Here is a 24,289-nt window from a genome sequence, read left to right on the forward strand (position 1 = left end):
TCCCGGTCCACCGCGCCACCGACCCCACCCCCCGGATGGCGCAGGCTAGCACGGAGCGGCGGGCGCCAACAGGTGGAGGAAGGACCCGGAGACGGCGCCGCGGCGACTGCCCAGCGTGCGGTGGACGGTGCTGCCCTGGTCACCGGAGCGGTCACCGGAGCGGTCACCGGACCGGTCGGCGGGCCGATCGGTGGACGGGTCGGCGAACAGGGGGTCGTCCAATCCAGGGTCGCTCACCGCGAGGTGGCGATCCTCGTGGGCCGTGAACTCGGCTCCGGCGGCACCCAGCGCGTGCTCGACCAGCAGGCGGACCCGGCGGTGGCCGGTGGGCCGCGCCCCGGCGCCGGCCCCCGACCCGCCCGGTGCGCGGGTGTGGAGGCCGAGCAGTCCGGCCATAGGGAAGCCGCCGGCCGCGGTGTGGAGCACCTCGCCCAGGACGGCGTATCCGCCCCCCTCGCCGTACACCGGGCCGCGCGCGGCCAGCGCGCGCAGCCCGTCGCGGAAGCGCCGTGCCGCGGCCAGCGCCGGGGCGTGGCGCTCGGGGGTGCCGCCGGGCAGGTACACGGCGTCGGCGTAAGGGGGTGGCGCCTCGTCGGCCAGCGGGGAGAAGATCATCAGTTCCGCCCCCGCCGCCTGCCACCCGTCCAGGACGTGGGGGTAGAGCCGGCCGAAGGCGGCGTCGTGCGCCACCGCGATGCGCTGCCCCGGTGGCGGCACCAGGCGCGGCGCCGCGGCGCCCGTCGCCGACCACGGCACGGCGACCGTGCGCAGGCGGTCGATGTCCACGTTGGCGGCAAGCAGCCGGCCCAGGCCGTCGAGACGGCGGACCGCGTCGCCCGCGGTCGCATCCACCACCGTGCCGGCGGCGCGGGCGGGCAGGGCTATGTCGGGGTCGTCGGGAAGGGCGCCGAGGACGGGGATGCCGAGCGCGGCGATGCTGTCCGTCGCCAGGCGCTGGTGGCGGGCGTCGACGACCCGGTTGAGGACGAGTCCGGCCACCCGGACCCCCGGCGCGTGCCCGGCGAAGCCGCCCACCAGGGCCGCCGCCGATTGCGCCATGCCGCGCCCGTCCAGCACCAGAACCACCGGCCACCCGCCGTGGCGCGCCACCTCGGCCGTGGTGCCGGCGCCGTGGCCGCCGGGGCCGGCCAGGCCGTCGAACAGGCCCATCTGCCCATCGCACAGCAGGAGGTCGACGTCCCCGCCGGCGCGGCGCACGACGTGGTCCAGCAGCGGGCCGTCCATCGCCCACGGGTCGAGGTTGTGGCAGGGGCGCCCGGATGCGGCGGCAAGCCAGGCCGCGTCCGCGAGATCGGGTCCGGCCTTGGCGGCGCCCACCGCCACGCCGCGCGCCCGCAGCGCCGCCAGCAGGCCGAGCGCGACCGTCGTCTTGCCGGCGCCGGCGGCCGGGGACGCGACGATCAGCCCGGCGGTGCCGCGGATCGCCGGCGGCTGGTCATCCACCGCCGTCCTCCGCCGGTGGCGTGAACCAGGTCAGGGCGCCGCGCAGGCGCACGACCTCGCCGACGACAACCACGGTGGGCGGCTCCAGCCCGCTGGCCGCGAGATCCGCGGCGGCGTCGGCCAGGGTGGTCTCCAGCACCCGCTGGCGTGGCGTGGTGGCGTCGGCGACGATGGCCACCGGCGTGGTGCCGGGCCGCCCCCCCTCCATCAGCTGCGCGGCGATGTCGGGCAGGGTGCGCCAGGCCATGTACAGCACCAGCGGCGCGCCGGTGGCGGCCATCGCCCGCCAGTCGGTCGGGTTGTCCCGGGAATAGCCGGTGGCCAGGACGACCGCCTGGTTGGCGGAGCGGTGGGTGGCCGGAATGCCGGCGTAGGCGAGGCCGCCGATGCCGGCCGTGATCCCCGGAACGAAGCGGAAGGGAATGCCCGCGGCGGCCAGCGTCTCCGCCTCCTCGCCGCCCCGGCCGAACACGCAGGGATCGCCGCCTTTCAGGCGCAGCACCCGCAGGCCGTCGCGGGCCAGTTCGACGAGACGGCGGCTGATGTCGTCCTGGGCGGCGGACGGGCGCCCGCCGCGCTTGCCGGCGTGGATCAGCATGGCCCCGGGGCCGGCAAGACCGAGGATGCGGTCGTCGACCAGCGAGTCATGCACGATGGCGTCGGCATGGCGCAGTCCGTGCCAGGCGGTCAGGGTCAGCAGGCCGGGATCGCCGGGGCCGGCACCGGCCAGCCACACGGTGCCCGGTTCGAAGGGGGCGAGGAAGGAGTCGGGGATGGGGGCGTCAACGGTCATGCACGGCGCTCTGGGACGGCAGATGGGCCGCGCGAGAGTAACATGATTTGCCGCGGCGCAAGGCACCGTCCCACGACGGGCGCGACGGGATGGGGGGCGCGACGGGGCGGCGGGGCCGGGGCTCCCCGGCCCCGACCGTTCAGCCCACCGCGCTCATGCGGCGCACGGCGGCCGGCACGGGGGACGGCTGGCCGGCCGGCTTGGCATCCGGCTGGGCGGCCGCGCCGGCAAGCCGGGTGCGCAGGACGTCCACCGGCTCGGCCACCGCCAGGGTGACGCCGCCGGCAAAGGTGACCAGGCTGCGGCCCGGCCGCGGACCCGCCTGGGCCTTGAACCACAGCACGTTGTCCTTGTTGACGTAGACCGGTCCGTCGACCTTGCTGGCGTCGTCGACCGCCGTCAGCTCGATGAACGCCATGTGCGCCCTCCGGTTGCTGTCCGAACTCAAGGCGCCAGCATGCCGCAGGACACGGGCCCGGTCAACCCTCGCGGACCGAGATCAAGACGGTGGCCGTCGGCAACACTGCGTCCATGGGAAAGGATAACCGATGAGACGGATCGGCCTCTTATTGTGAAATGGCGTAGGCAATACTGCGCATGACTAGGGGTCTTTGGTAATATTGGGGGCTTCGAAGGGTCGCAATGACCGTCCCGGGGAACGCGGACTTGGAGCGGGTGGCCGGAGGGTGGGCGGCCTCAGACGTCGAGGATGAAGCGGGGGCGGCCGGCGCCGTGCAGCGCCAGCAGGAGATGGAGGTAGACGGCGATCTTCCGCGCCCGTTCGGTCTGCTGGGCCAGGCAGTCGCGCAGCTGGCGGGCCAGCCGGGCGTTCTCCTCCACCTCCTCCGGCGGCATATTGGGATGGGCCGGGGCGGCGACGCGGAGGAACTGCTCGCCGTCGACGGCGGCTTCGGCCTCCCCCGCCAGCATCCGGTCGGCATCCTCGGCGGCGGCGTCGTCGCCGGAGCCATCCCCCTCGTCGGGTGCGTCCGCCGGGTCATGGGGGTGATGCGACGGCCGGCCGTAATGGGCCGGGGTGGCCGGCGTGGCGCTGGCGAAATGATTGCGGATGTTGCGCTTCACCCGCTCGCGCTGTCCCGGCTCCAGGGCGTCGATCTGGTCGATCTCGTCGAACAGGAGATCGTGGATGCGCCGCCGCTTGGTGCCGTCCTTGTCCCCGTTGCGGCGGTCGGGCTGCTCGCGCTGGCGGGGCTGGCGGTCGGTAGCCGTCCCCGCCCGCTCGATCATCGTCGTCGACCGGATCAGGGGCTCTGAGCGGCCAATGCTGGAGTCGGCCATGGCACGGCGATCCCGACAACGGCGGTCGCACGACGGCGACGCTGCAATCAGCGTAGCAAACAGGCAAACAGAGTCAACACCGTACGTGCACGACCCTGCGTCGGGGGCCGGCAGCCCCGGCCCCCCGCGTGGCGCAAAAAAACCGGGCCCCCGAAGGGGCCCGGTTGGACGTCCGGCCGGTGCTCCCGCAGGTCAGTCGGCGGCGCCGGGAAGCGCCACCGTCTGCGCCCGCCGGCGGCCGATGCGGAAGTCGGGGAACGCGTTGGTCAGCGAGGTGATGAGCGCCGCCAGATAGGGCAGGGACTGTACGACCAGCAGGCCGGCCCACATGAAGGCGTCGCGGTTCTCATGGCCGAACACCACGACGATCGCGGTGGCCGCACCCCACAGGGCGACCAGCAGGCCGATCTCCTCGCGGGCCATCAGCACGGCCTGCATGAAGGCCGGCTGGTGCTCGCATTTCGGCGTCCGCACGAACGGCCGACCGGAGGTGAACATGCCCTGCCACATGGCGCGCCCGACGGTGTGCGTGAGCGCCATCCCGGCCACCGCCGCCCCGACCTTGTCCCAGAAGCCGCAGCGCACCCGCGCCTCGTAGAGCCAGAGCGACGCGGCGACCTTGAACGCGAAGACGCTGAGCGTCGGGATCATGAAGGCGTTGGGCGGGAACTCGAAGTGCTTGGGGAACAGCAGCAGGCCGAGCGACCAGACGATGCCGGCCAGGCCGAACACCATGTGGGCGGCGTCGGCGAACCAGGGCAGCCAGCCGGTGACGAAGTGGTACTTCTGGCCGCTGCTCAGCCGGCGACCGCCGGGCAGCAGCTCGCGCCAGTGCCGCTTGAGGATCTGGACCGCGCCGTAGGCCCAGCGGAAGCGCTGGGTCTTGTAGGCGGAGAAGCTGTCGGGCACGAGCCCCTTGCCGTAGGTCTCCGGCATGTAGACGGACTCGTAGCCGGCCTCGAACAGGCGCAGGCCCAGCTCGGCGTCCTCGGTGATGCACCATTCGCCCCAGCGGCCCACCTTCACCAGCGCGTCCTTGCGGATGATGGTCATGGTGCCGTGCTGGATGATCGCGTTGCGCTCGTTGCGCTGGACCATGCCGATGTGGAAGAAGCCGGCGTATTCCCAGTTGATCATCCGCTGGAAGCGGTCGGCGATCCAGTCGCGGTAGTCCTGGGGCGACTGCACGAAGCCGACCTCGGGCCGCGCGAAGTGGGGGATGGTGGCCTTCAGCCAGTCCGGGTGGACCTGGTAGTCGCTGTCGATCACCGCCACGAACTGGGCGTCCTCCGCCGTCACGTCGAGGCCGAAGTTCAGCGCGCCGGCCTTGTAGCCCGGCCAGTTCTCGAGGTGGAAGAAGCGGAACCGCTCGCCGAGCTGCTTGCAGTAGGCCTCGACCGGCTTCCACACCTCGGGGTCCTTGGTGTTGTTGTCGAGCAGCAGCACCTCGAAGTTCGGGTAGTCGAGACGGGCCAGGGCGTCCAGGGTCTGGATGACCATGTGCGGCGGCTCGTTGTAGCAGGGGACGTGGATGGACACCTTCGGCGCGTCGGGCGCCGGGGCCGCCTGGCAGGGCTGGAACTTGCGCCGGAAGCGCTCCTGCCACACCACCTCGGTCAGCTCCAGTCCGTCGATCAGCATCACCGCCAGCAGCACCAGCTGGCAGAAGATCAGCACGCCCCACGCGACCTCGGTGGTGGTGGCCAGCCCGGCCACCGAGGCCGCGGTGACGGTGAACACCAGCACCGAGCCGACGGCCTGGATCAGCCCGCCGTAGAACAGCTTGCCGCCGAACCGCAGGTCGGTGCGCCGGGAGAGGAAGAACACCAGGGGCAGGAAGGCCACGCCGATGGAGACGGCGCACAGCGTCGGCCAGTCCTTCAGCTCATGGACCTCGCCGATCATCGGGAACTTGGGGTTGCGCCAGGCGTCCCACAGGCCCCACGAGGTGCCGGCGGTGCCTTCGATCTCCCGCTTCCACGGTTGGTCGAAGGCCTCCATGATGAAATAGTCCAGCCGGTTCTGCGCCGCGATGTTGAGGAAGGTGCGGATGAACTTCGCCTGATTGACCTGGCTGGCCTCGGCGCCGCGCCGCCACGGCCCGTCGGCCGGCCAGCCGATCTCCGAGATCAGGATGTGCTTGTTGGGGTACTTGGTCTTCAGCTCGTTGTAGCGGAACATGGCGTAGTCGACGGCGCCCTCGATCGGCACGCCTTCCCAGTAGGGCAGGAGGTGCACGGCCAGGAAGTCGACCGCCTCCACCAGCTCCGGGTGCTCCAGCCAGACGTGCCACGGTTCGGCGGTGGAGACCGGCACGGTCACCTTGCGCTTCACCCGCTTGACGTACTCGACCATCTGCTCGACCGTCACGTCGGCGCGCAGGATGGCCTCGTTGCCGACGATGACCCGGCGCACGTTGGGATAGGTGCGGGCCATCTTGATCAGGCCGGCGATCTCCGGCTCGTCGACCTCCGGCTGGCCCTGCACCCACGCGCCGGCGGTCACGGGGATGCCGTGCCGGCGGGCGATGGGTGGGACCATCTCGGAGCCGTCCACGGCCGAATAGGTGCGCACGCCCTTGACCGATCCCTCAAGGGCCAGAAGGTCCTTCTCGATGTCGTCGGCCGAGGGGCGGTCGCCCCGGGTGGGGCTCTTGCCGGGGTGGAAGGGGGTATAGCTGACGCCGTTGATGACGCCGGCCCACGGCCGCTCTGCAACGGGGCGGTTCCACAGGGCCCAGGCCCCGACATTGCCGAGGATGACCAGGAAGAGAACCGCGATCGCTGACTTGCGCATTGGTGTGTGCATTCCCCGCACGTGTCCATCCGGGGCAGGCGCGGTTGCCCCGGTCGCTCCAGTGCCATCCAGGATTGGCGCAGGGAAGGCGTTTCCGCCCCGAACCAAACCTCGGACCGAACCCCGGCACTCACTGTGGTCGCTGAACGGACAACCCCGTCGCAAAACCCGTCCGCCCTGTGCGTCCCCGGCCTCCGGCCGGGGGTTGGGCGAAACGACCTTCGCGGTGCGTCCGGCGGTGTCGCACGCCGAACGATCCATCCGAGATCGTCCGGCGCATTCTATACAATTTTCGTTGCATCGCAACCACAGCTCATGAACACAGGGCCCCGCCGCTTTATTCCGCGATCGCGAAACCAGCCGAGCCAGCCATGTTCCGCCTCAACGAACGCCTCGCCGCCGATACGGTTCCCCTGGGCCGCACCGCGCTGTGCCGGGTCCTGCTGATGGACAACCGCGCGTGGCCCTGGCTCATCCCGGTGCCGGAGCGCCCGGACGTGGTCGAGCTGCACCATCTCGCGGCTCACGACCGCATCCGTCTGATCGAGGACGTCGCCTTTGCTTCCAGGCTGCTGGAGCAGCGTGGCGGGATCGACAAGATCAACGTCGCGGCGCTGGGCAACGTGGTGCCGCAGCTTCACGTGCACGTCGTCGGCCGGTGGCGCGGCGATCCCGCATGGCCCGGCCCGGTGTGGGGATCCGGCCACGGCGGGCGGTACCCGGCCGGTGATCGCGACGCCCTGGCGCGGCGGCTTGCCGCGGACCTTTCGCCGATCTTGTCGACCTGAACGTCGGCCGCACCGCGACTCGGCGCGGGCTGCGCTGTTGGGGAAGGCTCAACCAACCCGTGGAGGACCGCATGGACAAGGACCGCATCAAGGGCGCCGCCAAGGAAGTGGCCGGCGAGGCCGAGAAGCAGACCGGCGAGATGACCGGCAACCGCGACCTGGAGGACAAGGGCCGCGGGCACAAGGCCGAAGGCAAGGTCGACAAGGCCGCGGGCAAGGTGAAGGACGCCGTCCGCAAGGCCGATTGAGCCCGCGGAGGGCAGTCGGGGTGACCCCGACGCCCTCCGCCCCCTCCCGGGTCGCGCGCCTACCCCCTTGGAGGTGCGCGGAGATGTCCGATCCCCGGACCAACCATCTTGGGTGTACGCTTTCCGCAAGGCCATCGATGGCCGGGGAAGGAGGCGCCCCATGCCGACCGACGACACCACCCGCGCCTACCGGCGCCACCACGCCGAGATCGCCACCCTGGCGGACAGGCTCCTCGCGCTGCTCGGCCGGGCGGACGCGCCCTCATGCCTGCTCGACGCCTGCGCCGTGCTGGCGGCCCTGGACGCCGCGGTCGACACGCAGCTGGTCCTGGAGGACCATGTGCTCTACCCGCGTCTGCTCGCCCACCCCGACGCGGACTTGCGCCGCGCCGCGGCGCGCTGCCGCGAGGCCTCCGGCGGCATGCACCGGGTGTTCCGCGGATACCGCGACGCCTGGACGGACCTGCCGACGATGGCTGGCCGCTTTCCCGCCTTCCGTGCCGAAACGCGCGCCGTTCTCTCCCGCCTCGACGGGCGGTTGCGGCGCGAGGAGGAAGAGCTCTTCCCCGTCCTCGACCGGCTGGGGTGGTGAGCGGCGGCGCGGCACCCCGCCCTGCCGCCGGGGCGGGACGCCGGCCCCGGACGCAGGAACGGGGGCCGAAGCGGCCCCCGTGTCGTGCGCATCAACGGTCTGGTGTCACCGGTCCGGCCACCGGTCCGGCCACTGGTCAGCCGGCGTCGGCCATGGCGCGCTGGTGGCGCTTGCGCTCGTTGGGATCGAGATAGCGCTTGCGCAGGCGGATCGACTTGGGCGTCACCTCGACCAGCTCGTCGTCGGCGATGTAGGACAGCGCCTTTTCCAGGCTCATCTGGATCGGCGGGGTGAGGCGCACGGCCTCGTCCTTGCTGGTGGTGCGGATGTTGGTGAGCTGCTTGCCCTTGATGACGTTGACCTCGAGGTCGTTGCCGCGGGTGTGCTCACCGACGACCATGCCCTGATAGACCGGCACCCCGGGATCGATCAGCATCGGCCCGCGGTCCTCCAGGTTCCACAGGGCATAGGCCACCGCCGTGCCGTCGCTGTTGGAGATCAGCACGCCGGTGCGCCGCGCCGCGATCGGGCCCTTGTAGGGGGCGTAGCCGTGGAACAGGCGGTTCATGATGCCGGTGCCGCGGGTGTCGGTCAGGAACTCGCTCTGGTAGCCGATCAGGCCGCGCGAGGGGGCGTGGAACACCAGGCGGCTCTTGCCGCCGCCGCCGGGCCGCATCTCGATCAGGTCGGCCTTGCGCTCCGCCATCTTCTGCACGACGGTGCCGGAGAACTCCTCGTCGACATCGACCACGACCTCCTCGATCGGCTCCAGGCGCTGGCCGTTGAGCGGGTCGGCCTTGAACAGCACGCGCGGCCGGCTGATCGACAGCTCGTAGCCTTCCCGGCGCATGGTCTCGATGAGGATGCCGAGCTGCAGCTCGCCGCGGCCGGCCACCTCGAAGGCGTCGCCGCCCTCGGTGTCGGTGATGCGCAGGGCGACGTTGCCCTCGGTCTCGCGGAGCAGGCGGTCGCGGATCATGCGGCTGGTGACCTTGTCGCCCTCGCGACCGGCCAGCGGGCTGTCGTTGACCGAGAAGGTCATGGCCAGGGTCGGCGGGTCGATGGGCTGGGCGGCCAGCGGCTCGGTGACCGCGGGATCGCAGATGGTGTCGGCCACGGTGGTCTCCGACAGGCCGGCCAGGGCGACGATGTCGCCCGCCGCCGCCTCGTCCACCGGCACCCGCTCCAGGCCGCGGAACGCCAGGACCTTGGTGACGCGGCCCTGCTCCAGCAGCTTGCCGTCGCGCGACAGCGACTTGATGGCCATGTTGGACTTCACCTTGCCCGACTGCACCCGGCCGGTCAGCAGGCGGCCGAGATACGGGTTGGCTTCCAGGGTGGTGGCCAGCATGCGGAACGGCTCATCCTCGCCGCCGACCCGCGGGGCGGGGACGTGATCGCGGATCAGCTCGAACAGCGGCTCCAGGCTGTCGCGCGCGCCGGACTCCAGGTCGGTGGTCGCCCAGCCGTTGCGCCCCGAGGCGAACAGGGTGGGAAAGTCGAGCTGGTCGTCGGAGGCGTCGAGCGAGGCGAAGAGGTCGAAGACCTCGTCGTGGACCTCGTGGGGACGGGCGTCGGAGCGGTCCACCTTGTTGACCACGACGATGGGGCGCAGGCCGAGCTTCAGGGCCTTGCCGAGCACGAACTTGGTCTGCGGCAGCGGCCCTTCGGCCGCGTCGCACAGCAGCACCACGCCGTCGACCATGGAGAGGATGCGCTCGACCTCGCCGCCGAAATCGGCGTGGCCGGGGGTGTCGACGATGTTGATGCGCAGGTCCTTCCACAGGACCGAGGTGCACTTGGCGAGGATGGTGATGCCGCGCTCACGCTCCAGGTCGTTGGAGTCCATGGCGCGCTCGGCCACCTGCTGGTTTTCGCGGAAAGATCCCGCCTGTTTCAGGAGCTGATCGACCAGCGTGGTCTTGCCGTGGTCGACGTGGGCGATGATCGCGACGTTGCGGAGGGTCATGAAGTACCGTTCTCAGGGTCGGTCGGGCCAAGGCGGCTTGCGGGCCCCACCGACATCGGGCCCCAGCGAAAGCACCGTCCCCCCATGACAAAACGGCTCGCCAAATCGGTTTGGTGAGCCGCCGGGGGGTTGGTTTGCGTCGCAATATAGTGATTTTCGCCGTTTCGGCAAGTCGTCGTCGTGCCGAGCGTCATATGGCGAATTTCCGGCGCGGCGTTCCGGCGGTTTCGCTACAGTGGCTCCGGCGCGCCCGGGCCGCCGGTGCCGTGCCCAACGAAGAACCACGACCGGGATCCCGACGGACGATGACCTTTGCCGCCCGCTCCGCCTACCTCCTGGCCGGTGCTCTCTACGCGATCCCGCCCGCCGTTCCCGTTCCCGTCCTCGCCCAGCCGGCCGCGGTGCCCGCCCCGGCGCCCGCTCCGGCGCCCGCCCCGGCGCCGGTGGTCCCGCCCTCCCTGCCGTACACGGTGACGCTCGCCGGGGTCGCCGACCAGGAGGATCTGGCCGGGGTGCTGCGCGAGACCTCGACCCTGTTCGGCCTGCGCGAGGACCCGCCGCCGACCCTGCTGGGCCTGGAGCGGCGTGCCGACGCCGATCGCGAGGCGCTGCAAGCGGCGCTTCGGTCGGCGGGGTACTACGACGCCACCGTGGCGATCGGCATCGACGGGGCGGCGCAGCCGGCGGCGGTGACCATCACCATCGACACCGGGCCGCCCTACACCTTCGATACGGTGACGGTGCGCGACGCCGACGGCGGCCCGCTGCCCGGTCCGCCGCTGTCCCAGGGCGAGCTGGGGCTGGTGGCCGGGACGCGCGCCCGCGCGCCGCTGGTGGTGGCCGCCGAGGACCGTCTGGTGGCCGGCCTCGCCGGGATCGGCTACGCCCACGCCGACGCGGTGGCACGGCGCGTCGTGGTCGACCATTCCGACCGCACCATGGACATCGCCTACACCGTCGACCCCGGCCCGCTGGTGCGCTTCGGCGAGACCCGCATCGAGGGGCTGGAGGGCGTCGACGAATCCCTGGTGCGCGGCCGTCTGCCCTGGACGCCGGGGCAGGAGTACCGGCCGGAGCTGATGGAGCGGGCGCAGCGCGAGATCGCCCAGCTCGACGTGTTCGACACGGTGCGGGTGGACCTGGCGGAGGAGCCGGGGCCGGATGGCGTCACCCCTGTCACCCTCACCCTGATCGAGCGCAAGCGCCGCTTCCTCGGCGCCGGCGTCTTCTTCTCGACCTCCGAGGGGCTGGGCACCCAGGCCTACTGGGGCCACCGCAACCTGTTCGGCGGGGCGGAGTACCTGCGCGTCCAGGCCCAGGTTGGCCGCCTCAACGCCCAGACCGCGGGGTCGAGCGACCTGGAGCTTCCCGACCTCCAGTTCAACGTGCGCTTCCGCAAGCCCGACTTCCTGTCGGTGCACCAGACCCTGGCGGTGAACGTCTCGGTGGTGGCCGAGCAACCGCCGGCCTACGAGCGGGTCGTCACCTCCCTGACCGGCGCCCTGGAGCGCCGCATCACAGACGACCTGACGGTGAGCTACGGCGTGGCGGGGGAATGGGGCACCGTGGAGAACAACACCCGGAGCTACGACACCGCGCTGCTGGGCGTGCCGCTGTCGGTCAGCTACGACGCGTCCGACAGCCTGCTCAACCCGAGCACCGGCTTCCGGGTGTCCGCCGCGGCCACGCCCTGGGTCCCGGTGGGGGGCAACCTCGACAGCCCGTTCTACGCGGCCGGCCTGACCGGCTCGGCCTACCACGACATCGGCGGCGACGGGAATTACGTCGCGGCGGCCCGCGCCAACCTCGCCAGCGTGCTCGGGGCCGGCGTCGACGACATCCCGCCGGACAAACGCCTCTACGCCGGCGGTGGCGGCTCGGTGCGCGGCTACGGCTTCCAGAAGGTCGGCCCGCGCGACGCCGACGGCGATCCCGTGGGTGGGCGCTCGCTGCTGGAACTGGGTGTGGAGATGCGGGTCAAGATCACCGACAGCATCGGCGTCGTCCCCTTCCTCGACGCCGGCATGGTCTACGACAGCGCCTTTCCGACCTTCGGTGACCTCAAATACGGTGCCGGCCTCGGTCTGCGCTACTACACCGACTTCGGTCCCCTGCGGGTCGACGTCGCCGTCCCCCTGAATCCGGAGCCGCAGGACGCGACGTGGCAGCTCTACCTCAGCCTCGGGCAGGCCTTCTGACGGAGGCCGCATGGCGCGACGGCGGTCGCGCGTGACGGGGGGCTCCTCGCCGCGGTCCGGCGCGCCGACCGCACCGTGGCGCGCCTCCCCGCACCGCCTTCTGGACTGGACGGCGGGATGTATTGCCATCACGGACCGGGAAGTTCTGGCAATTTTGCGGGTCGTTCCCCACGCAACGCCGATTGAAATCCTGCCGTGACGTCCAGGCACTGACGCGCGGCGGGCCCCGACATTGCTCGGGACCGGGCGATACGGCCGGCCACGGCGGCGGCGGAGACTGTGCTGCACCTGCTCAGTGTTGCAAGCTTAACTTACGGGGTCGTACCAAAGTCGCATGGATCGATGCGCCCGCGTGCGTTTAACTGGTGCTGACCGGACAACACCGCGCGGCCGTCCGATCCGGTCACCGCCGCAGCGGCCGCACCCAGAGGAAGGAGCGACCATCATGAAGACCTGGCGCAAGCCCACCATCGTCGAGATCGCCGTCGGCAACGAGATCAACGCCTACGCCTGCGCGGATCTCTGATCCCGCCCGAGCCGCCCGAGCCGCGCGGCCGCCCGCCGGTCCCGGTCGCCATGGACCGGCGGGCAGCCCGCACCGGAGACCCGACGCCACGGGACACGCGTTCATGAAGATTCTCGTCCTCGGGTCGGCCGCCGGCGGCGGCTTCCCGCAGTGGAACTGCGCGTGCCCCGGCTGCCGGCGGGCGCGGGCCGGCGACCCGCTGGCCCGGCCCCGCACCCAGTCCTCGTTGGCCGTGACCGCCGACGGGGCGCGTTGGCTCCTGCTCAACGCGTCGCCCGACCTGCGGGCGCAGATCCAGGCCAACCCGTCGATGCACCCGGCCGCGGGCGCCGGCCTGCGCCACAGCCCGATCGCCGCGGCCCTGCTGACCAACGCCGACATCGACCACGTCGCCGGTCTCCTGTCCTTGCGGGAGAGCCAGCCCTTCGCCGTCTACGCCACCGCCCGGGTCCACGGTGTGCTGGCCGCCAACACCGTGTTCCAGGTTCTGAACGCCGATCTGGTGCCACGCCGCGGCGTGGCCCTGGGCACGCCGTTCCACCCGGCCGACGCCGCGGGCGAACCGCTCGGGCTGGAGGTCGAGGCCTTCGCGGTGCCGGGCAAGGTGGCGCTCTATCTGGAGGACGCCGGCGCCGGTCCCGGCTTCGGCTCCGTGCCCGAGGACACGGTGGCGCTGCGCGTCGCCGACCCCGCCGCCGGCACGGCGTTCTACTACATGCCCGGCTGCGCGGCGCTGCCGCCCTGGCTGGCCGACCGCCTCTACGGGGCGCCCCTGGTGCTGTTCGATGGCACCACCTGGACCGACGACGAGATGGCCCGCACCGGCGCCGGCACCAAGTCGGCCCAGCGCATGGGCCACATGTGCATGTCCGGCGCGGATGGCAGCATCGCCGCCTTCCAGGGCCTCGACGTCGCCCGCAAGGTGTTCATCCACATCAACAACACCAACCCGGCGCTGCTGGAGGATTCGGCCGAGCGCCGGGCCGCCGAGGACGCGGGATGGACGATCGCCCACGACGGCATGGAGCTGACCCTATGACCCGCCTGCTTTCGCGCGAGGAGATGGAGCGCGCCCTCTACGCCGTCGGCGAGCGGCAGTATCATGATCTGCACCCGTTCCACCGGCTGTTGCACGGCGGCGAACTCGATCACGGGCAGGTCCAGGCCTGGGCCCTGAACCGCTTCTATTACCAGGTGTCGATTCCGCGCAAGGACCTCACCCTGATGGCGCGGATGAGCGACCCGGCGCTGCGCCGCAACTGGATGCAGCGGGTGCTCGACCACGACGGGCTGGGCGAGGACGGGCAGGCCGACGAGACCAAGGTCGGCGGCATCGAGCGGTGGCTGCGCCTGACCGACGGGTTGGGGTTGGACCGCGATTACGTCCGCTCGCTGCAGGGCATCCTGCCGGCCACCCGCTTCGCGGTGGACGCCTACGTCTCCCTCGTGCGCTACCGCACCCTGCTGGAGGGCGTGGCGTCCTCGCTGACCGAGCTGTTCGCGCCGGGCATCCACCGCGAGCGCATCGCCGGGTTCGAGCAGAACTACGCCTTCGCCAACCCCAGCACCCTGTCCTACTTCCGCAAGCGCCTCGACGAGGCGCCGCGCGACGTGCAGTTCGGGCTCGAGTACGTGCTGGAGCACGCCCGCACCGCCGAGCAGCAGCAGGCCTGCATCGCCGCCCTGCGCTTCAAGACCGAGGTGCTGTGGGCGCAGCTCGACGCGCTGCACCACGCCTATGTGACGCCGGGCCTGATTCCGCCCGGCGCCTTCGTGCCCGAGGGGCGGACGGCCACGGAGTACCGGCGGTGAACGCCGCCACGCCGGTCGCCGAGAGCGACCGCGTCCGCCTGGCGCCCGGAGTCATCCTGCGCCACGACCGCACCCGCGGCCAATGGGTGCTGCTGGGGCCGGAGCGCGTCGTCGTTCTCGACGAGACCTCGCTGGAGGCGGTGCGGGCCTGCGCGGCCGAGGCCGAGGGCGCCGATGTCGGCGCCGGCATCGACCGGCTGGCCCGTGCCTTCGACGCGCCGCGTGGCGACATCGCCGGCGACGTGCTGGAACTTCTGGAAGACCTGCGCAACCGGGGATTCGTGATCCGATGACCGACCGAGCCACCCCTCCCGGCCTCGAACCGCCGGTCGCGGTGCTGGCGGAGCTGAGCCACCGCTGCCCGCTGCACTGCCCCTACTGCTCCAACCCGCTGGCCCTGGAGCCGACGTCGGGTGAGCTGGACACCGCCACCTGGTGCCGGGTGCTGGACGAGGCGGCCGCGCTCGGCGCCCTGCAGATCCATTTCTCCGGCGGCGAGCCCTGCGTGCGCCGCGACCTGGAGGTGCTGGTCGGCCACGCCGCCAAGGCCGGGCTCTACGTCAACCTCATCACCTCGGCCGTCACCCTGGACCGGGCGCGGCTGGAGCGGCTGCGCGACGCCGGCCTGTCCCATGTCCAGATCAGCTTCCAGGACCCGACCCACGGCGAGGCCGACCGCATCGCCGGCATGCCCGGCGCCCACGCGCGCAAGCTGCGCGCGGCGCGCGAGGTGGTGGAGGCGGGGGTGGCGCTGACCGTCAACGCGGTGGTGCAGCGCCACAACATCGAGCGGGTCGACGACTTCTTCGACCTCGCGTTGGACCTCGGCGCCGGCCGCATCGAGGTGGCCAACGTCCAGTACTACGGCTGGGCGCTGCAGAACCGGGCGGCGCTGATGCCGTCGCGCGAGCAGCTGGTGCACATGGACCAGCGGGTGCGGGCGCGGCTGCCGGCGCTGAAGGGGCGCCTGGTGGTCGACTACGTGGTCCCCGACTATTACGCGCGGCGTCCCAAGGCGTGCATGGGCGGCTGGGCGCGCCGCTTCATGAACATCACCCCCAGCGGCAAGGTGCTGCCCTGCCACGCCGCCGAGACCATCCCCGGGCTGCCGTTCGAGACGGTGCACGAGCGGTCGCTGGGCGCCATCTGGCGCGACGGCGAGGCGTTCGTGCGCTACCGCGGCACCGACTGGATGCCCTCGCCCTGCCGCGAGTGCGACCGCAAGGAGATCGACTGGGGCGGCTGCCGCTGCCAGGCGCTGGCCATCGCCGGCGACGCCGGGCAGACCGACCCGGTGTGCGAGCTGTCGCCCCTGCACCACCGGGTCGCCGCACTGGCCGAGGCGGACGCGGCGGCCGAGCAGCCCCTGCGCTACCGTGATTCCGCCGCCGGGGTGTCGTCGATGGCGTCCTGAGGCATCGCCAGCCCCGCCCGCAGCACGGCGATGGTCCGCGCGTCCAGTTGGGCGACGTTGACGCGCAGGAAGCCGGCCGCCGCCTGGGAGACGCTGAACACGTTGCCCGGCGCCAGCAGCACCCCATGCGCCATGGCGTGCCGCGCCAGGACCGCGGAATCCCGGCCGTCGGGCAGGCGGCACCACAACAGGAATCCGCCGCGCGGCAGCGTCCAGGGCACCAGCCCGAGGGGCGCCAAGCGCGCGACGGCGTCGGCGCGGGCCCGGGCCAGGCGGTGCCTCAGCGCCTCCATGTGCTTGCGGTATCCACCCCCGGCGAGCGCGCCGGCGACCACCTCCGCGGCGACGGGGCTGGGGCCGCCGAAGCCGGTGGCCACCTGGAGATCGACCAGCCCGTCGACCCACTCGGCCCGGCCGGCGATGTAGCCGCAACGCAGGGAGGCGGAGAGCGTCTTGGAGAAGCTGCCGATGCGGATGACGCGGTGCAGCCCGTCGAGCACGGCCATGCGCGGGGACGGCGTGGGCTCGAAATCGGCGTAGATGTCGTCCTCGACGATGGTGACGCCGTGGGCCGTCGCGGCGCTGAGCACGCGGTGGGCGGTCTGGGGCGACAGGCTGGCGCCGGTCGGGTTGTGCAACGCCGCGTTCGTCACGTAGAGACGCGGCCGCTCGGCCGCGGCGAGGCGCTCGAACGCCGCGGCATCGGGGCCCTCCGGCGTCATCGGCACCCCGACGAGGCGGACGGGGTGGGCGCGCAGCAGCGCCTGGAAATTGAAGTAGCAGGGGTCGTCGACCAGCACCGCGTCGCCGGGCCGCAGCAGGAAGCGGCAGACCAGGTCGATGGCCTGGGTGCCCGACGCGGTCAGCAGGATCTGGTCCGCCGTCGCCGCGATCCCCTCCTCGGCGAAGCGGCCCAGCAGCAGCCGGCGCAGCGCCGGCGACCCGCGCGCGCCGCCGTACTCCGACAGGACGCGGTCGTCGGCGCGGGCGAGCGCGCGCAGCCCGCGCCGCAGGGCGGCGGTCGGCATCCACGCCGCCGGCAGCCATCCGCAGCCGGGTTTGGCGAGCGCGGAGTCGGCGTCGAGGGACTGGCGCGACACCCAGAACGGGTCGACCGCGCGCTCGCGCGGCCCTCCCGTCCCGGCCAGCGCGAGCGGCGGCAGGTCGCTGCCGGTGACGTAGAAGCCGGACCCGCGGCGGGCGCGGATCACCCCCTCGGCGGCCAGCCGGTCATAGGCCTCGACCACCGTGGACGGCGACACGGCCATGGTGTCGGCGAAACGGCGCACCGAGGGCAGGCGGTCCCCGGGCCCCAGCGCCCGGCTGGCGATCTTGCGGCGGACGGCGTCCATCACCGCCGCGGTGCGGGTTCCGTCGCGCTCGGCCATGGGTGACCTCGGCAAAGTGTGCTGAACAGTCTACCCATACAGATTGTCAAAATTGTATGCCACTGTTTCTGGCGCCCCCACGCCCGACCCGGTACTCCGGAGGCACCGACGGAACGGACACGGGGCAGGGCGCGGGGATGGCACAGGGGACCGAGGGGCGGAGCGGGGGGAGGGCTGCAGGCTGGGGCAGCGGGCTGGTCGGCGTGGTCATCTTCAGCGGCTCGCTCCCGGCGACCCGGGTGGCGGTCGCCGATCTCCCGCCGCTGTTCCTGACCTCCCTGCGGGCGGTGGTCGCGGCGCTGCTGGCGATGGCGCTGCTGGCCGCCCTGCGCCAGCCCCGCCCGGCGCGCCGCGACCTTCCGGCCCTGGTCCTGGTGGCCCTGGGCGTGGTGGTGGGCTTCCCGCTGCTGACGGCCTGTGCGCTCCAGACGATGACGGCGGCGCGCTCGACCGTGTTTGTGGGGCTGCTGCCCCTGGCCACGGCGCTGTTCGCCGTGCTGCGCGGCGGCGAACGGCCGCGGCCCGCCTTCTGGCTGTTCTCGGCGGTCGGCGGGGCGACGGTCGCGGGCTTCGCCCTCGGCCTCGGTGGTGGGGGCGGCGACGGGTCCGGCGCGTGGGGCGGGGACGATCTGATGATGGTCGCGGCCATCGTGCTGTGCGGGCTCGGCTACGCGGAAGGGGCCCGGCTGGCGCGCCGCCTGGGCGGCTGGCAGGTGATCTGCTGGGCGCTGGTCGTGGCGCTTCCGGTGATGGCGCCGCTGACCGTGTGGACCGTGCCGGCCGGGCTGGCCGGCGTCGGCGCGCCGGCATGGCTCGGTGTCGCCTACGTCTGCGTCTTCAGCATGCTGGTCGGCTTCGTCTTCTGGTACCGCGGGCTGGCGCTGGGGGGCGTCGCCGGCGTCGGCCAGTTGCAGCTCCTTCAGCCCTTCCTCGGCCTGTCGCTTGCCGGGCTGGTGCTGGGCGAGCCCGTCGCCGGCAGCATGGTGGGGGCGACGGTGGTGGTGGTCGCCTGCGTGGCCGGCGCCCGGCGCTTCGCCTGACCAGGGGCGTGCCGGGCCGCGCCGCTACGGCCGCGCCGCGTCGTCGATCAGGAGCTGCACCCCTTCGCGCCCGTTCCAGCGGTCGGCGCGCAGCACGCCGGCGACGTGCAGCGGCGCCCCGCCCGAGGCCAGCAGGCCACGGCCCAGCTCGCTCTCCAGGGCGCGGAAGGCGATCGCCTTGAGACGGCCGCCGTCGCTGCCGGAGAGGATGCAGCGCACATGGTTGGTGCCGACCACATCGGCCCGCACGACCCGGGCGTCGGCGACGGCGAAGCGGGGCTCGGCGTTGCCGGTGCCGAAGGGGCCGAGGCGGGCCAGCGTCTCCACGAATCCGGCCGAGGCGGCGCCGACCGCCAGCGCGCCGTCCAGCTCCAGGGTCGGCACCAGGGGGGTGGCGGCGATCTGCTCGGCCACCCGGCTGGCCAGGAAGGCGCGCAGCTCGGCCATCCGCTCGGCGGCGACGGTGAAGCCGGCGGCCATGCGGTGCCCGCCGCCGGCCAGCAGCAATCCCTCCTGGCGCGCCGCGATCACCGCCGCGCCGAGGTCGACCCCGCGCACCGAGCGGCCCGACGCCTTGCCCAGCACGCGGCCGTCGGGCCCCTCGACCAGGGCGACGACGCAGGCCGGGCGGCCGTAGCGCTCCTTCAGGCGGCTGGCGACGATGCCGATGACGCCGGGGTGCCAGCCCTCGCCGGCGACGAACACCAGCCCGCCGTCCGCCGCGCCCAGCGCCTCGGTGCGGGCGATGGCGTCCTCCAGCACGGCCGCCTCGACGGTGCGCCGCTCGCCGTTGTGGTCCTCGAGGCGGCGGGCCAGCTCCAGGGCCTCCGTCGGGTCGTCGGTGGAGAGCAGGCGCGCGCCGAGGTCGGCGGCGCCGACCCGGCCGCCGGCGTTGACCCGTGGCCCCAGCACGAAGCCGGCGTGGTAGGCGTCGGGCCGCTCCTTGACGCCGGCCACGTCGGCCAGCGCGGCCAGGCCGGGGTTGCGGCGCTGCGCCATCACCTTGAGCCCCTGGCACACCAGGGCGCGGTTGAGACCGGTGAGCGGGACCACGTCGCACACCGTGCCCAGCGCCACCAGGTCCAGCCACGCCATCAGGTCGGGCTCCGGCCGGTCCGGCCCGTACCAGCCGGCGGCCCGCAGCGCCCGGTTCACCGCGACCACCGCCAGGAAGGTCACCCCGGCGGCGCACAGGGTGCGGTAGCTCCCGTCCTCGTCCAGGCGGTTCGGGTTGACCACGGCCAGGGCCGGGGGCAGGCGCGGCTCGGCGGCGTGGTGGTCGATGACGACGACGTCCAGCCCGGCCTGCGCGGCCGCCTCCAGCGGGGCGAAGGCGGCGACGCCGCAATCCACGGTGACCACCAGGCGCATGCCCTCGGCCTTCAGGCGCAGCAGGGCGGCGGCGTTGGGGCCGTAGCCCTCGGTGATGCGGTCGGGCACGTAGACCCTGAGGTCGCGGCCCGCGGCGCGGAAGAAGCGCCGCAGCAGCGCCGCCGAGGTGGCGCCGTCCACGTCGTAGTCGCCGAACACGCACACCGCCTCGCCGGTGGTGATGGCGGCGGCGATGCGCGCCGCCGCGGCGTCCATGTCATGGAAGCGCGACGGATCCGGCAGCAGGGCGCGCAGGGTGGGGGCGAGGAAGTCGTCGCAGGCCTCCTCGGTCACGCCGCGGGCCGCCAGCACCCGGCCGACGATCTCCGGCAGCCCCCGTCCTTGGGCCAGCGCCCAGGCCATGCGCTCGTCGCAGGCGCGCGCCTGCCACAGCCGGCCGGTGAGGGAGCGGGAGACGTTGAGGAAGCCGCGGGTCTCGGTCATGGGGCCTGGGCACGGTGAGGAGGACCGTTCCCATAGCAGATCGCGGCCGGCGCAGCCAACCGCGCTTGCCGCGCCGCCGCCGCCGCCCCAGATGGTGCGGTGACGCTTGCGCCAGCCGAGGAGCCCGCCATGGACGCCGCCACGCACGACGACGCGCTCTCCCGCCGCATTCTCGACCACGCCATGGCCATGGCCGCGGAGCGCGGCTGGCGCCGCACCGGCCTGGTCGCGGTGGCCGCCGCCGCGGGCGTCCCGCTGGGCGAGATGTACCGCCGCTTCCCCACCCGCGCCGCCCTTCTCGCCGGGGTGTCCCGCCAGGCCGACGCGGCCGTGCTGGCGGATGGCAGTGGGATGGATGGCGGTGCGGTGGATGGCGGTGCGGCGGACGGCGCCGGGGGTGGCGAGGACAGCGCGCGGGACCGCCTGTTCGATGCGCTGATGCGGCGCTTCGACGCGCTTGTTCCGCACCGCCCCGGCCTGGCCGCGGTGGCCCGCGGCCTTCCCGCCGAGCCGCTGACGGCGCTGGCGGTCTCGTGCCAGCTCGCGCGGTCGATGGCGTGGATGCTGCGGGCCGCCGGCATCGACCCCGACGGGCGCGGCGGGCCGGTCCTGGTGGCCGGGCTGTGCGGCGTGTACGCGCGGACCGCGCGGGTGTTCCTCAAGGACGATTCCGCCGACCTCGGGCGCACCATGGCCGCGCTGGACGCCGAGTTGCGCCGCGCCGAGTCGTGGGCGACCACCCTGTGCCGCGCCGCCGCGCCCGCGGCGCCCGCCCCGCCGCCGCCGTCCGACCCGGCCGCCGCGGCCGTCTGATGCGGCCGGATGCCGCGGCGGACGATGCGGCTGGATGCCGCGGCGGACGATGCCGATCGTTCGTTGTTGCAATGCAGCAAGATTGTCTATAATTTGTGCGGATCGCTGAAGCCGCGCGCGGATGGGCGGGGTGGATGCAACCGGCGGCGGTGCCGGGGAACCGGCACACCTCTCATGCGGGGATGAGCACTATGGCGATGCAGACCGGAAATCCGTTTCTGGACATGAATTTCTCGAAGATGCTGGGCGAGATGAAGGTGCCCGGCGTCGACATGGAGTCCATGCTGGCCAGCCAGCGCAAGAACATCGAGGCGGTGACCGCCGCCAACCAGCTCGCCATGGAGGGCCTCCAGGCCGTGCTGCGCCGCCAGGCGGAGATCATGCGCCAGGCGCTGGAGGAGGCCGGCAGCATGATGTCGGACATGGCCGCCGCCGGCTCGCCGGAGGAGAAGGTCGCCAAGCAGGCCGAGCTGATCAAGGCCGCCTTCGAGAAGACGCTGTCCAACACCAAGGAGCTGTCGGAGATGGTGGCGAAGTCCAACGCCGAGGCGGCCGAGGTGCTGTCCAAGCGCGTGTCGGAGAGCCTGGACGAGCTGAAGAGCGCCATCGCCCACGCCAAGAAGTGATCCAGCGCGCCCCGGCGCGCGACGCAAGGGCCGCCCTCCGGGGCGGCCCTTCGCATGCCCGGGAGCGGAAATCGGCGGCCGGCGCCGCCGAGACGGTTGCGATCCCGGCACCGGCGCGACAGGATCTCGTGCGAAGGACAACCGCAGGAGGGGGTGCGCCGTGACCGAGACGATCCAGTTCGACGATTTCCTGAAGGTCGACGTGCGCGTCGGCACCGTCGTCGCCGCCGAGCCCTATCCCGAGGCGCGCAAGCCGGCCTACAAGCTGACCGTCGATTTCGGGCCCGAGATCGGCACCAAGCGCTCCTCGGCCCAGCTCACCGTGCACTACACCCCGGACTCCCTGGTGGGCACCCGGGTCATGGGGGTGGTGAACTTCCCGGCCAAGCAGATCGGCAAGTTCCGTTCCGAATGCCTGGTGCTGGGGGTGCCCGACGCCGACGGCGCGGTGGTGCTGATCCGGCCCGACCTCGCCGTGCCCAACGGCGGCCGGCTGTTCTGACCGGGGGGCGGCGCGGCGCCACCCCCCGGGGCCGTGCGCTACGCCGTCCCGCCGGCCCCCGTTGCGATCGCCAGGGAGAGCGGCGGCGGGCTGGCCAGGGTCTGGAAGACCACGCAGTAGCGCTCGGTCAGCTTGGTCAGGCTGTCGATGCGCTCCTGCGGCTCGTCGGTGTCGAGGTCGAAGCGCAGGCGGATGGCGCGGAAGCCCACCGGGGCCTCCTTGGAGACGCCGAGCGTGCCGCGGAAGTCGAGGTCGCCCTCGGCCGACACGGTGCCGCCGCGCAGATCGAAGGCGAGCGCCGTGGCCACCGCCTTCAAGGTGACGCCGGCGCAGGCCACCAGCGCCTCCAGCAGCATGTCGCCCGAGCAGGCCTGGGTGCCCGGCCCCCCGGTCGCGGGGTGCAGGCCGGCCTCCACCAGGGCGCGGCCGGTCTCGACCTTGCAGGCGATGGCGGCGCCGTCGAGCTCCCCCTTCGCTCTCAGGGTGACGACGGCGGCCTCGGGGTTGTCCTTGTAGGTCTCCTTGAGCGGCGCTTGCAGCGCACGCAGGGCTTGGGCGTCCATTCCTCTCCTCGGACCTTTCTTCAGATGGCGGCGGCCGGGAAGGCCTCGTCGCCGTGGTGGCGCTCGCGGAAGGACCGGCTCAACTCACCCAGCAGGCGGTGCTTCCAGTCCTCGAACAGCGGGTCGACGCGGTCGCGCGGCCGCGGCAGGGGCGGGGTCGCCACGGTCTGGATGCGGCCCGGGGCCGGCTGCATGACGACGATCCGGTCGGACAGCACCAGCGCCTCCTCGATGTCGTGGGTGACCAGCACCATGGTCGGCCGTTCGTACGACCACAGCTCCAGAAGGTGGTCCTGGAGGTCGTAGCGTGTCAACGCGTCCAGCGCGCTGAACGGCTCGTCCAGCAGCAGCACCGACGGCCGCCCCACCAGGGCGCGGGCGAGCGCCACGCGCTGTGCCATGCCGCCCGACAGCTCGCGCGGCCAGGCCCCGGCGGCGTCGATCAGCCCGACCCGGCGCAGCGCCTCCTCGGTGCGCGCCACCTGCTCGGCCCTGGGCAGGTGGCGGATGCCGAAGGCGACGTTGTCGCGGATGCGCAGCCACGGCATCAGCCGCGGCTCCTGGAAGACCATGCCGATCTCGGCGCGCGGCGCGGCGACCGGCGCGCCGTTGAGCACGACGCGGCCCGTCGTGGCGGCGTCGAGGCCGGAGATGACGCGCAGCAGCGTGCTCTTGCCGCAGCCCGAGCCGCCGACCACGCCGAGGATCTCGCCCGGGCGGACCTGGAGGTCGATGCCGGAGAGGGCGAGGTGGCCGTTGGGGTAGCGCTTGGAGAGGGCCTCCACGGTCAGCATGGCTCAGCCTCCCGGCGTGAAGCCGTCCTGCCAGCGCAGGAACGGGCGGGCGGCGGCGGCGAGCAGGCCGTCGGTCAGCTTGCCCAGCACCGCGAAGGCGACGATGGCGGCCATGATGGTCTGCGGCTGGCCGGTCATCTGTCCGTCCACCAGCAGGAAGCCGAGCCCCTCGCTGGCCCCCATGAACTCGGCCGCCACCACGAACATCCAGCCGAGCCCCAGGCCGGTGCGCAGGGCGATGACGTAGCTGGGCAGGGTGGCCGGCAGCAGCACCCGCCACACCAGCGCCGGCCCGGACAGGCGGAAGATGCGGCCGACCTCGACCAGCTTGCGGTCGACGTCGAGGATGGCGCCGGACAGCGCGAGGTAGACCGGGAAGAAGACGCCGACGGCGATCAGGATCACCTTGGACGTCTCGAAGATGCCGAACCACAGGATGAACAGCGGCACCCAGGCGATCGACGGGATCGAGCGCAGCGCCTGGAAGGTCGGGTCGAGCAGGCGGCGCGCCGAGGCCAGATAGCCGGTCAGCGCGCCGAAGGCGGTGCCGGCCAGCACCCCGAACAGGAAGCCGGCGCCGACCCGCCACAAGGTGGCCGCGACGTGCACCACCAGGTCTCCGGAGCGCGCGAGGTCCCACAGGGTGGCGGCGATGCGGCTGGGCGGTGGCAGCAGCCGGCCGCTGCTCCAGCCCAGCGCCACCGCCGCCTCCCAGCCCAGGGCCAGGGCGGCGGGCACGATCAGCCCGGCCAGCGCCGCCGGCAGGGCGCGGCCGCGCGCCGGTGCCGGCGCCGCCTCCCCCCGCCCGGCCGGCGCGGCGGCGCCGTTGTCGGTCAGGATCGTCACCGC

The 24,289-nt window shown here is 72.9% G+C and carries 24 protein-coding genes; 13 read left to right on the top strand and 11 right to left on the bottom strand.

All coding sequences use genetic code 11. The features are described from left to right. Window positions 1-45 precede the first annotated feature (45 nt). The 5 genes from AC6H2I_RS08015 to AC6H2I_RS08035 all read right to left on the bottom strand — a co-directional run bounded on the left by AC6H2I_RS08015 (window position 46) and on the right by AC6H2I_RS08035 (window position 6,352). A complete protein-coding gene (locus AC6H2I_RS08015) occupies window positions 46-1,464 on the bottom strand; it encodes a cobyrinic acid a,c-diamide synthase CobB (RefSeq protein WP_497500069.1) in 1,419 nt (472 codons plus the stop codon). Next, window positions 1,457-2,257, bottom strand: coding sequence for a uroporphyrinogen-III C-methyltransferase (cobA, locus tag AC6H2I_RS08020; RefSeq protein WP_497500070.1), 801 nt, complete (start codon window positions 2,255-2,257; stop codon window positions 1,457-1,459). Before cobA ends, AC6H2I_RS08015 begins: the two co-directional genes overlap by 8 nt. Window positions 2,258-2,396: 139 nt before the next feature. Continuing rightward, a complete protein-coding gene (locus AC6H2I_RS08025; RefSeq protein ID WP_497500071.1) occupies window positions 2,397-2,675 on the bottom strand; it encodes a hypothetical protein in 279 nt (92 codons plus the stop codon). Between the two features lie 278 nt (window positions 2,676-2,953). After that, on the bottom strand, window positions 2,954-3,556 hold the full coding sequence (locus AC6H2I_RS08030) for a hypothetical protein (RefSeq protein WP_497500072.1): 603 nt from the start codon (window positions 3,554-3,556) through the stop codon (window positions 2,954-2,956). 192 nt (window positions 3,557-3,748) lie between these two features. Then, on the bottom strand, window positions 3,749-6,352 hold the full coding sequence (locus AC6H2I_RS08035) for a glycosyltransferase family 2 protein (RefSeq protein ID WP_497500073.1): 2,604 nt from the start codon (window positions 6,350-6,352) through the stop codon (window positions 3,749-3,751). A 371-nt stretch (window positions 6,353-6,723) separates the two neighbouring features. Between AC6H2I_RS08035 and AC6H2I_RS08040 the strand changes: the two genes are divergently transcribed. From AC6H2I_RS08040 to AC6H2I_RS08050, 3 genes are all read left to right on the top strand, one after another. Further along, window positions 6,724-7,140, top strand: a complete 417-nt coding sequence (locus AC6H2I_RS08040) for an HIT family protein (protein WP_497500074.1) — start codon at window positions 6,724-6,726, stop codon at window positions 7,138-7,140. A gap of 71 nt (window positions 7,141-7,211) precedes the next feature. Beyond that, entirely contained in the window at window positions 7,212-7,388 is a 177-nt protein-coding gene (locus tag AC6H2I_RS08045; RefSeq protein ID WP_497500075.1) for a CsbD family protein, read from the top strand. Between the two features lie 160 nt (window positions 7,389-7,548). Beyond that, the gene (locus AC6H2I_RS08050; protein WP_497500076.1) at window positions 7,549-7,980 is read left to right on the top strand and encodes a hemerythrin domain-containing protein; all 432 of its coding nucleotides are present in this window, start codon (window positions 7,549-7,551) and stop codon (window positions 7,978-7,980) included. A 136-nt stretch (window positions 7,981-8,116) separates the two neighbouring features. Here AC6H2I_RS08050 and typA read toward each other — a convergent pair whose 3' ends face one another. Further along, the gene (gene typA / locus AC6H2I_RS08055; protein WP_497500077.1) at window positions 8,117-9,949 is read right to left on the bottom strand and encodes a translational GTPase TypA; all 1,833 of its coding nucleotides are present in this window, start codon (window positions 9,947-9,949) and stop codon (window positions 8,117-8,119) included. Between the two features lie 305 nt (window positions 9,950-10,254). On the opposite strand from typA, the gene AC6H2I_RS08060 reads away from it, so the two are divergent. The 6 genes from AC6H2I_RS08060 to pqqE all read left to right on the top strand — a co-directional run bounded on the left by AC6H2I_RS08060 (window position 10,255) and on the right by pqqE (window position 15,899). Beyond that, window positions 10,255-12,147 carry an autotransporter assembly complex protein TamA gene (locus AC6H2I_RS08060; RefSeq protein ID WP_497500078.1) on the top strand — a complete coding sequence of 631 codons (1,893 nt, stop codon included), beginning with the start codon at window positions 10,255-10,257 and terminating at the stop codon, window positions 12,145-12,147. A gap of 445 nt (window positions 12,148-12,592) precedes the next feature. Beyond that, window positions 12,593-12,673: a pyrroloquinoline quinone precursor peptide PqqA gene (gene pqqA / locus AC6H2I_RS08065; protein ID WP_497500136.1), complete on the top strand. Its 81-nt coding sequence runs from the start codon at window positions 12,593-12,595 to the stop codon at window positions 12,671-12,673. Between the two features lie 103 nt (window positions 12,674-12,776). Continuing rightward, window positions 12,777-13,712: a pyrroloquinoline quinone biosynthesis protein PqqB gene (pqqB, locus tag AC6H2I_RS08070; RefSeq protein ID WP_497500079.1), complete on the top strand. Its 936-nt coding sequence runs from the start codon at window positions 12,777-12,779 to the stop codon at window positions 13,710-13,712. Next, window positions 13,709-14,485 (top strand): pyrroloquinoline-quinone synthase PqqC, encoded by a 777-nt coding sequence (gene pqqC, locus AC6H2I_RS08075; protein WP_497500080.1) that lies wholly within the window; start codon window positions 13,709-13,711, stop codon window positions 14,483-14,485. The genes pqqB and pqqC overlap by 4 nt, the downstream gene beginning before the upstream one ends. Further along, window positions 14,482-14,778 (top strand): pyrroloquinoline quinone biosynthesis peptide chaperone PqqD, encoded by a 297-nt coding sequence (pqqD, locus tag AC6H2I_RS08080; protein WP_497500081.1) that lies wholly within the window; start codon window positions 14,482-14,484, stop codon window positions 14,776-14,778. The genes pqqC and pqqD overlap by 4 nt, the downstream gene beginning before the upstream one ends. Next, the gene (pqqE, locus tag AC6H2I_RS08085) at window positions 14,775-15,899 is read left to right on the top strand and encodes a pyrroloquinoline quinone biosynthesis protein PqqE (RefSeq protein WP_497500082.1); all 1,125 of its coding nucleotides are present in this window, start codon (window positions 14,775-14,777) and stop codon (window positions 15,897-15,899) included. Before pqqD ends, pqqE begins: the two co-directional genes overlap by 4 nt. Here the strand turns inward: pqqE and AC6H2I_RS08090 are convergent. Continuing rightward, window positions 15,857-17,287 carry an aminotransferase-like domain-containing protein gene (locus AC6H2I_RS08090; RefSeq protein WP_497500083.1) on the bottom strand — a complete coding sequence of 477 codons (1,431 nt, stop codon included), beginning with the start codon at window positions 17,285-17,287 and terminating at the stop codon, window positions 15,857-15,859. The two genes, pqqE and AC6H2I_RS08090, sit on opposite strands and share 43 nt — an antisense overlap. Before the next feature lie 137 nt (window positions 17,288-17,424). Here AC6H2I_RS08090 and AC6H2I_RS08095 point away from each other — a divergent pair, with 137 nt between their 5' ends. Further along, complete coding sequence (locus AC6H2I_RS08095; RefSeq protein ID WP_497500084.1) at window positions 17,425-18,327, top strand: DMT family transporter; 903 nt, start codon at window positions 17,425-17,427, stop codon at window positions 18,325-18,327. Window positions 18,328-18,351: 24 nt separating this feature from the next. Here the strand turns inward: AC6H2I_RS08095 and recJ are convergent, their stop codons facing one another. After that, complete coding sequence (gene recJ / locus AC6H2I_RS08100) at window positions 18,352-20,142, bottom strand: single-stranded-DNA-specific exonuclease RecJ (protein WP_497500085.1); 1,791 nt, start codon at window positions 20,140-20,142, stop codon at window positions 18,352-18,354. 129 nt (window positions 20,143-20,271) lie between these two features. Here recJ and AC6H2I_RS08105 point away from each other — a divergent pair, with 129 nt between their 5' ends. The 3 genes from AC6H2I_RS08105 (at window position 20,272) to AC6H2I_RS08115 (ending at window position 22,083) form a co-directional block, all read left to right on the top strand. After that, the gene (locus AC6H2I_RS08105) at window positions 20,272-20,955 is read left to right on the top strand and encodes a TetR family transcriptional regulator (RefSeq protein WP_497500086.1); all 684 of its coding nucleotides are present in this window, start codon (window positions 20,272-20,274) and stop codon (window positions 20,953-20,955) included. Window positions 20,956-21,146: 191 nt separating this feature from the next. Continuing rightward, window positions 21,147-21,581 (top strand): phasin family protein, encoded by a 435-nt coding sequence (locus AC6H2I_RS08110; protein WP_497500087.1) that lies wholly within the window; start codon window positions 21,147-21,149, stop codon window positions 21,579-21,581. 160 nt (window positions 21,582-21,741) lie between these two features. After that, window positions 21,742-22,083, top strand: coding sequence for a tRNA-binding protein (locus AC6H2I_RS08115; protein WP_497500088.1), 342 nt, complete (start codon window positions 21,742-21,744; stop codon window positions 22,081-22,083). Between the two features lie 38 nt (window positions 22,084-22,121). Here the strand turns inward: AC6H2I_RS08115 and AC6H2I_RS08120 are convergent, their stop codons facing one another. Genes AC6H2I_RS08120 through AC6H2I_RS08130 form a run of 3 tightly spaced genes read right to left on the bottom strand, consistent with a single transcriptional unit; the run spans window position 22,122 to window position 24,286 of the window. Beyond that, on the bottom strand, window positions 22,122-22,646 hold the full coding sequence (locus AC6H2I_RS08120) for an OsmC family protein (protein ID WP_497500089.1): 525 nt from the start codon (window positions 22,644-22,646) through the stop codon (window positions 22,122-22,124). Between the two features lie 20 nt (window positions 22,647-22,666). After that, the gene (locus AC6H2I_RS08125) at window positions 22,667-23,440 is read right to left on the bottom strand and encodes an ABC transporter ATP-binding protein (RefSeq protein WP_497500090.1); all 774 of its coding nucleotides are present in this window, start codon (window positions 23,438-23,440) and stop codon (window positions 22,667-22,669) included. A 3-nt stretch (window positions 23,441-23,443) separates the two neighbouring features. Then, complete coding sequence (locus AC6H2I_RS08130; protein WP_497500091.1) at window positions 23,444-24,286, bottom strand: ABC transporter permease; 843 nt, start codon at window positions 24,284-24,286, stop codon at window positions 23,444-23,446. Between the last annotated feature and the right edge of the window lie 3 nt (window positions 24,287-24,289).

The organism is Azospirillum sp. NS33, assembly GCF_059703765.1.

Coding starts and splice junctions, on each gene's coding strand:
- typA (WP_497500077.1), bottom strand. CDS start 9,949: ATGACCCTCCGCAACGTCGCGATCATCGCCCACGTCGACCACGGCAAG.
- pqqA (WP_497500136.1), top strand. CDS start 12,593: ATGAAGACCTGGCGCAAGCCCACCATCGTCGAGATCGCCGTCGGCAAC.
- AC6H2I_RS08035 (WP_497500073.1), bottom strand. CDS start 6,352: ATGCGCAAGTCAGCGATCGCGGTTCTCTTCCTGGTCATCCTCGGCAAT.
- AC6H2I_RS08040 (WP_497500074.1), top strand. CDS start 6,724: ATGTTCCGCCTCAACGAACGCCTCGCCGCCGATACGGTTCCCCTGGGC.
- pqqE (WP_497500082.1), top strand. CDS start 14,775: ATGACCGACCGAGCCACCCCTCCCGGCCTCGAACCGCCGGTCGCGGTG.
- AC6H2I_RS08110 (WP_497500087.1), top strand. CDS start 21,147: ATGGCGATGCAGACCGGAAATCCGTTTCTGGACATGAATTTCTCGAAG.
- AC6H2I_RS08095 (WP_497500084.1), top strand. CDS start 17,425: ATGGCACAGGGGACCGAGGGGCGGAGCGGGGGGAGGGCTGCAGGCTGG.
- AC6H2I_RS08060 (WP_497500078.1), top strand. CDS start 10,255: ATGACCTTTGCCGCCCGCTCCGCCTACCTCCTGGCCGGTGCTCTCTAC.
- cobA (WP_497500070.1), bottom strand. CDS start 2,257: ATGACCGTTGACGCCCCCATCCCCGACTCCTTCCTCGCCCCCTTCGAA.
- AC6H2I_RS08090 (WP_497500083.1), bottom strand. CDS start 17,287: ATGGCCGAGCGCGACGGAACCCGCACCGCGGCGGTGATGGACGCCGTC.
- AC6H2I_RS08120 (WP_497500089.1), bottom strand. CDS start 22,646: ATGGACGCCCAAGCCCTGCGTGCGCTGCAAGCGCCGCTCAAGGAGACC.
- AC6H2I_RS08105 (WP_497500086.1), top strand. CDS start 20,272: ATGGACGCCGCCACGCACGACGACGCGCTCTCCCGCCGCATTCTCGAC.
- AC6H2I_RS08030 (WP_497500072.1), bottom strand. CDS start 3,556: ATGGCCGACTCCAGCATTGGCCGCTCAGAGCCCCTGATCCGGTCGACG.
- AC6H2I_RS08025 (WP_497500071.1), bottom strand. CDS start 2,675: ATGGCGTTCATCGAGCTGACGGCGGTCGACGACGCCAGCAAGGTCGAC.
- AC6H2I_RS08050 (WP_497500076.1), top strand. CDS start 7,549: ATGCCGACCGACGACACCACCCGCGCCTACCGGCGCCACCACGCCGAG.
- pqqC (WP_497500080.1), top strand. CDS start 13,709: ATGACCCGCCTGCTTTCGCGCGAGGAGATGGAGCGCGCCCTCTACGCC.
- AC6H2I_RS08045 (WP_497500075.1), top strand. CDS start 7,212: ATGGACAAGGACCGCATCAAGGGCGCCGCCAAGGAAGTGGCCGGCGAG.
- AC6H2I_RS08125 (WP_497500090.1), bottom strand. CDS start 23,440: ATGCTGACCGTGGAGGCCCTCTCCAAGCGCTACCCCAACGGCCACCTC.
- pqqB (WP_497500079.1), top strand. CDS start 12,777: ATGAAGATTCTCGTCCTCGGGTCGGCCGCCGGCGGCGGCTTCCCGCAG.
- recJ (WP_497500085.1), bottom strand. CDS start 20,142: ATGACCGAGACCCGCGGCTTCCTCAACGTCTCCCGCTCCCTCACCGGC.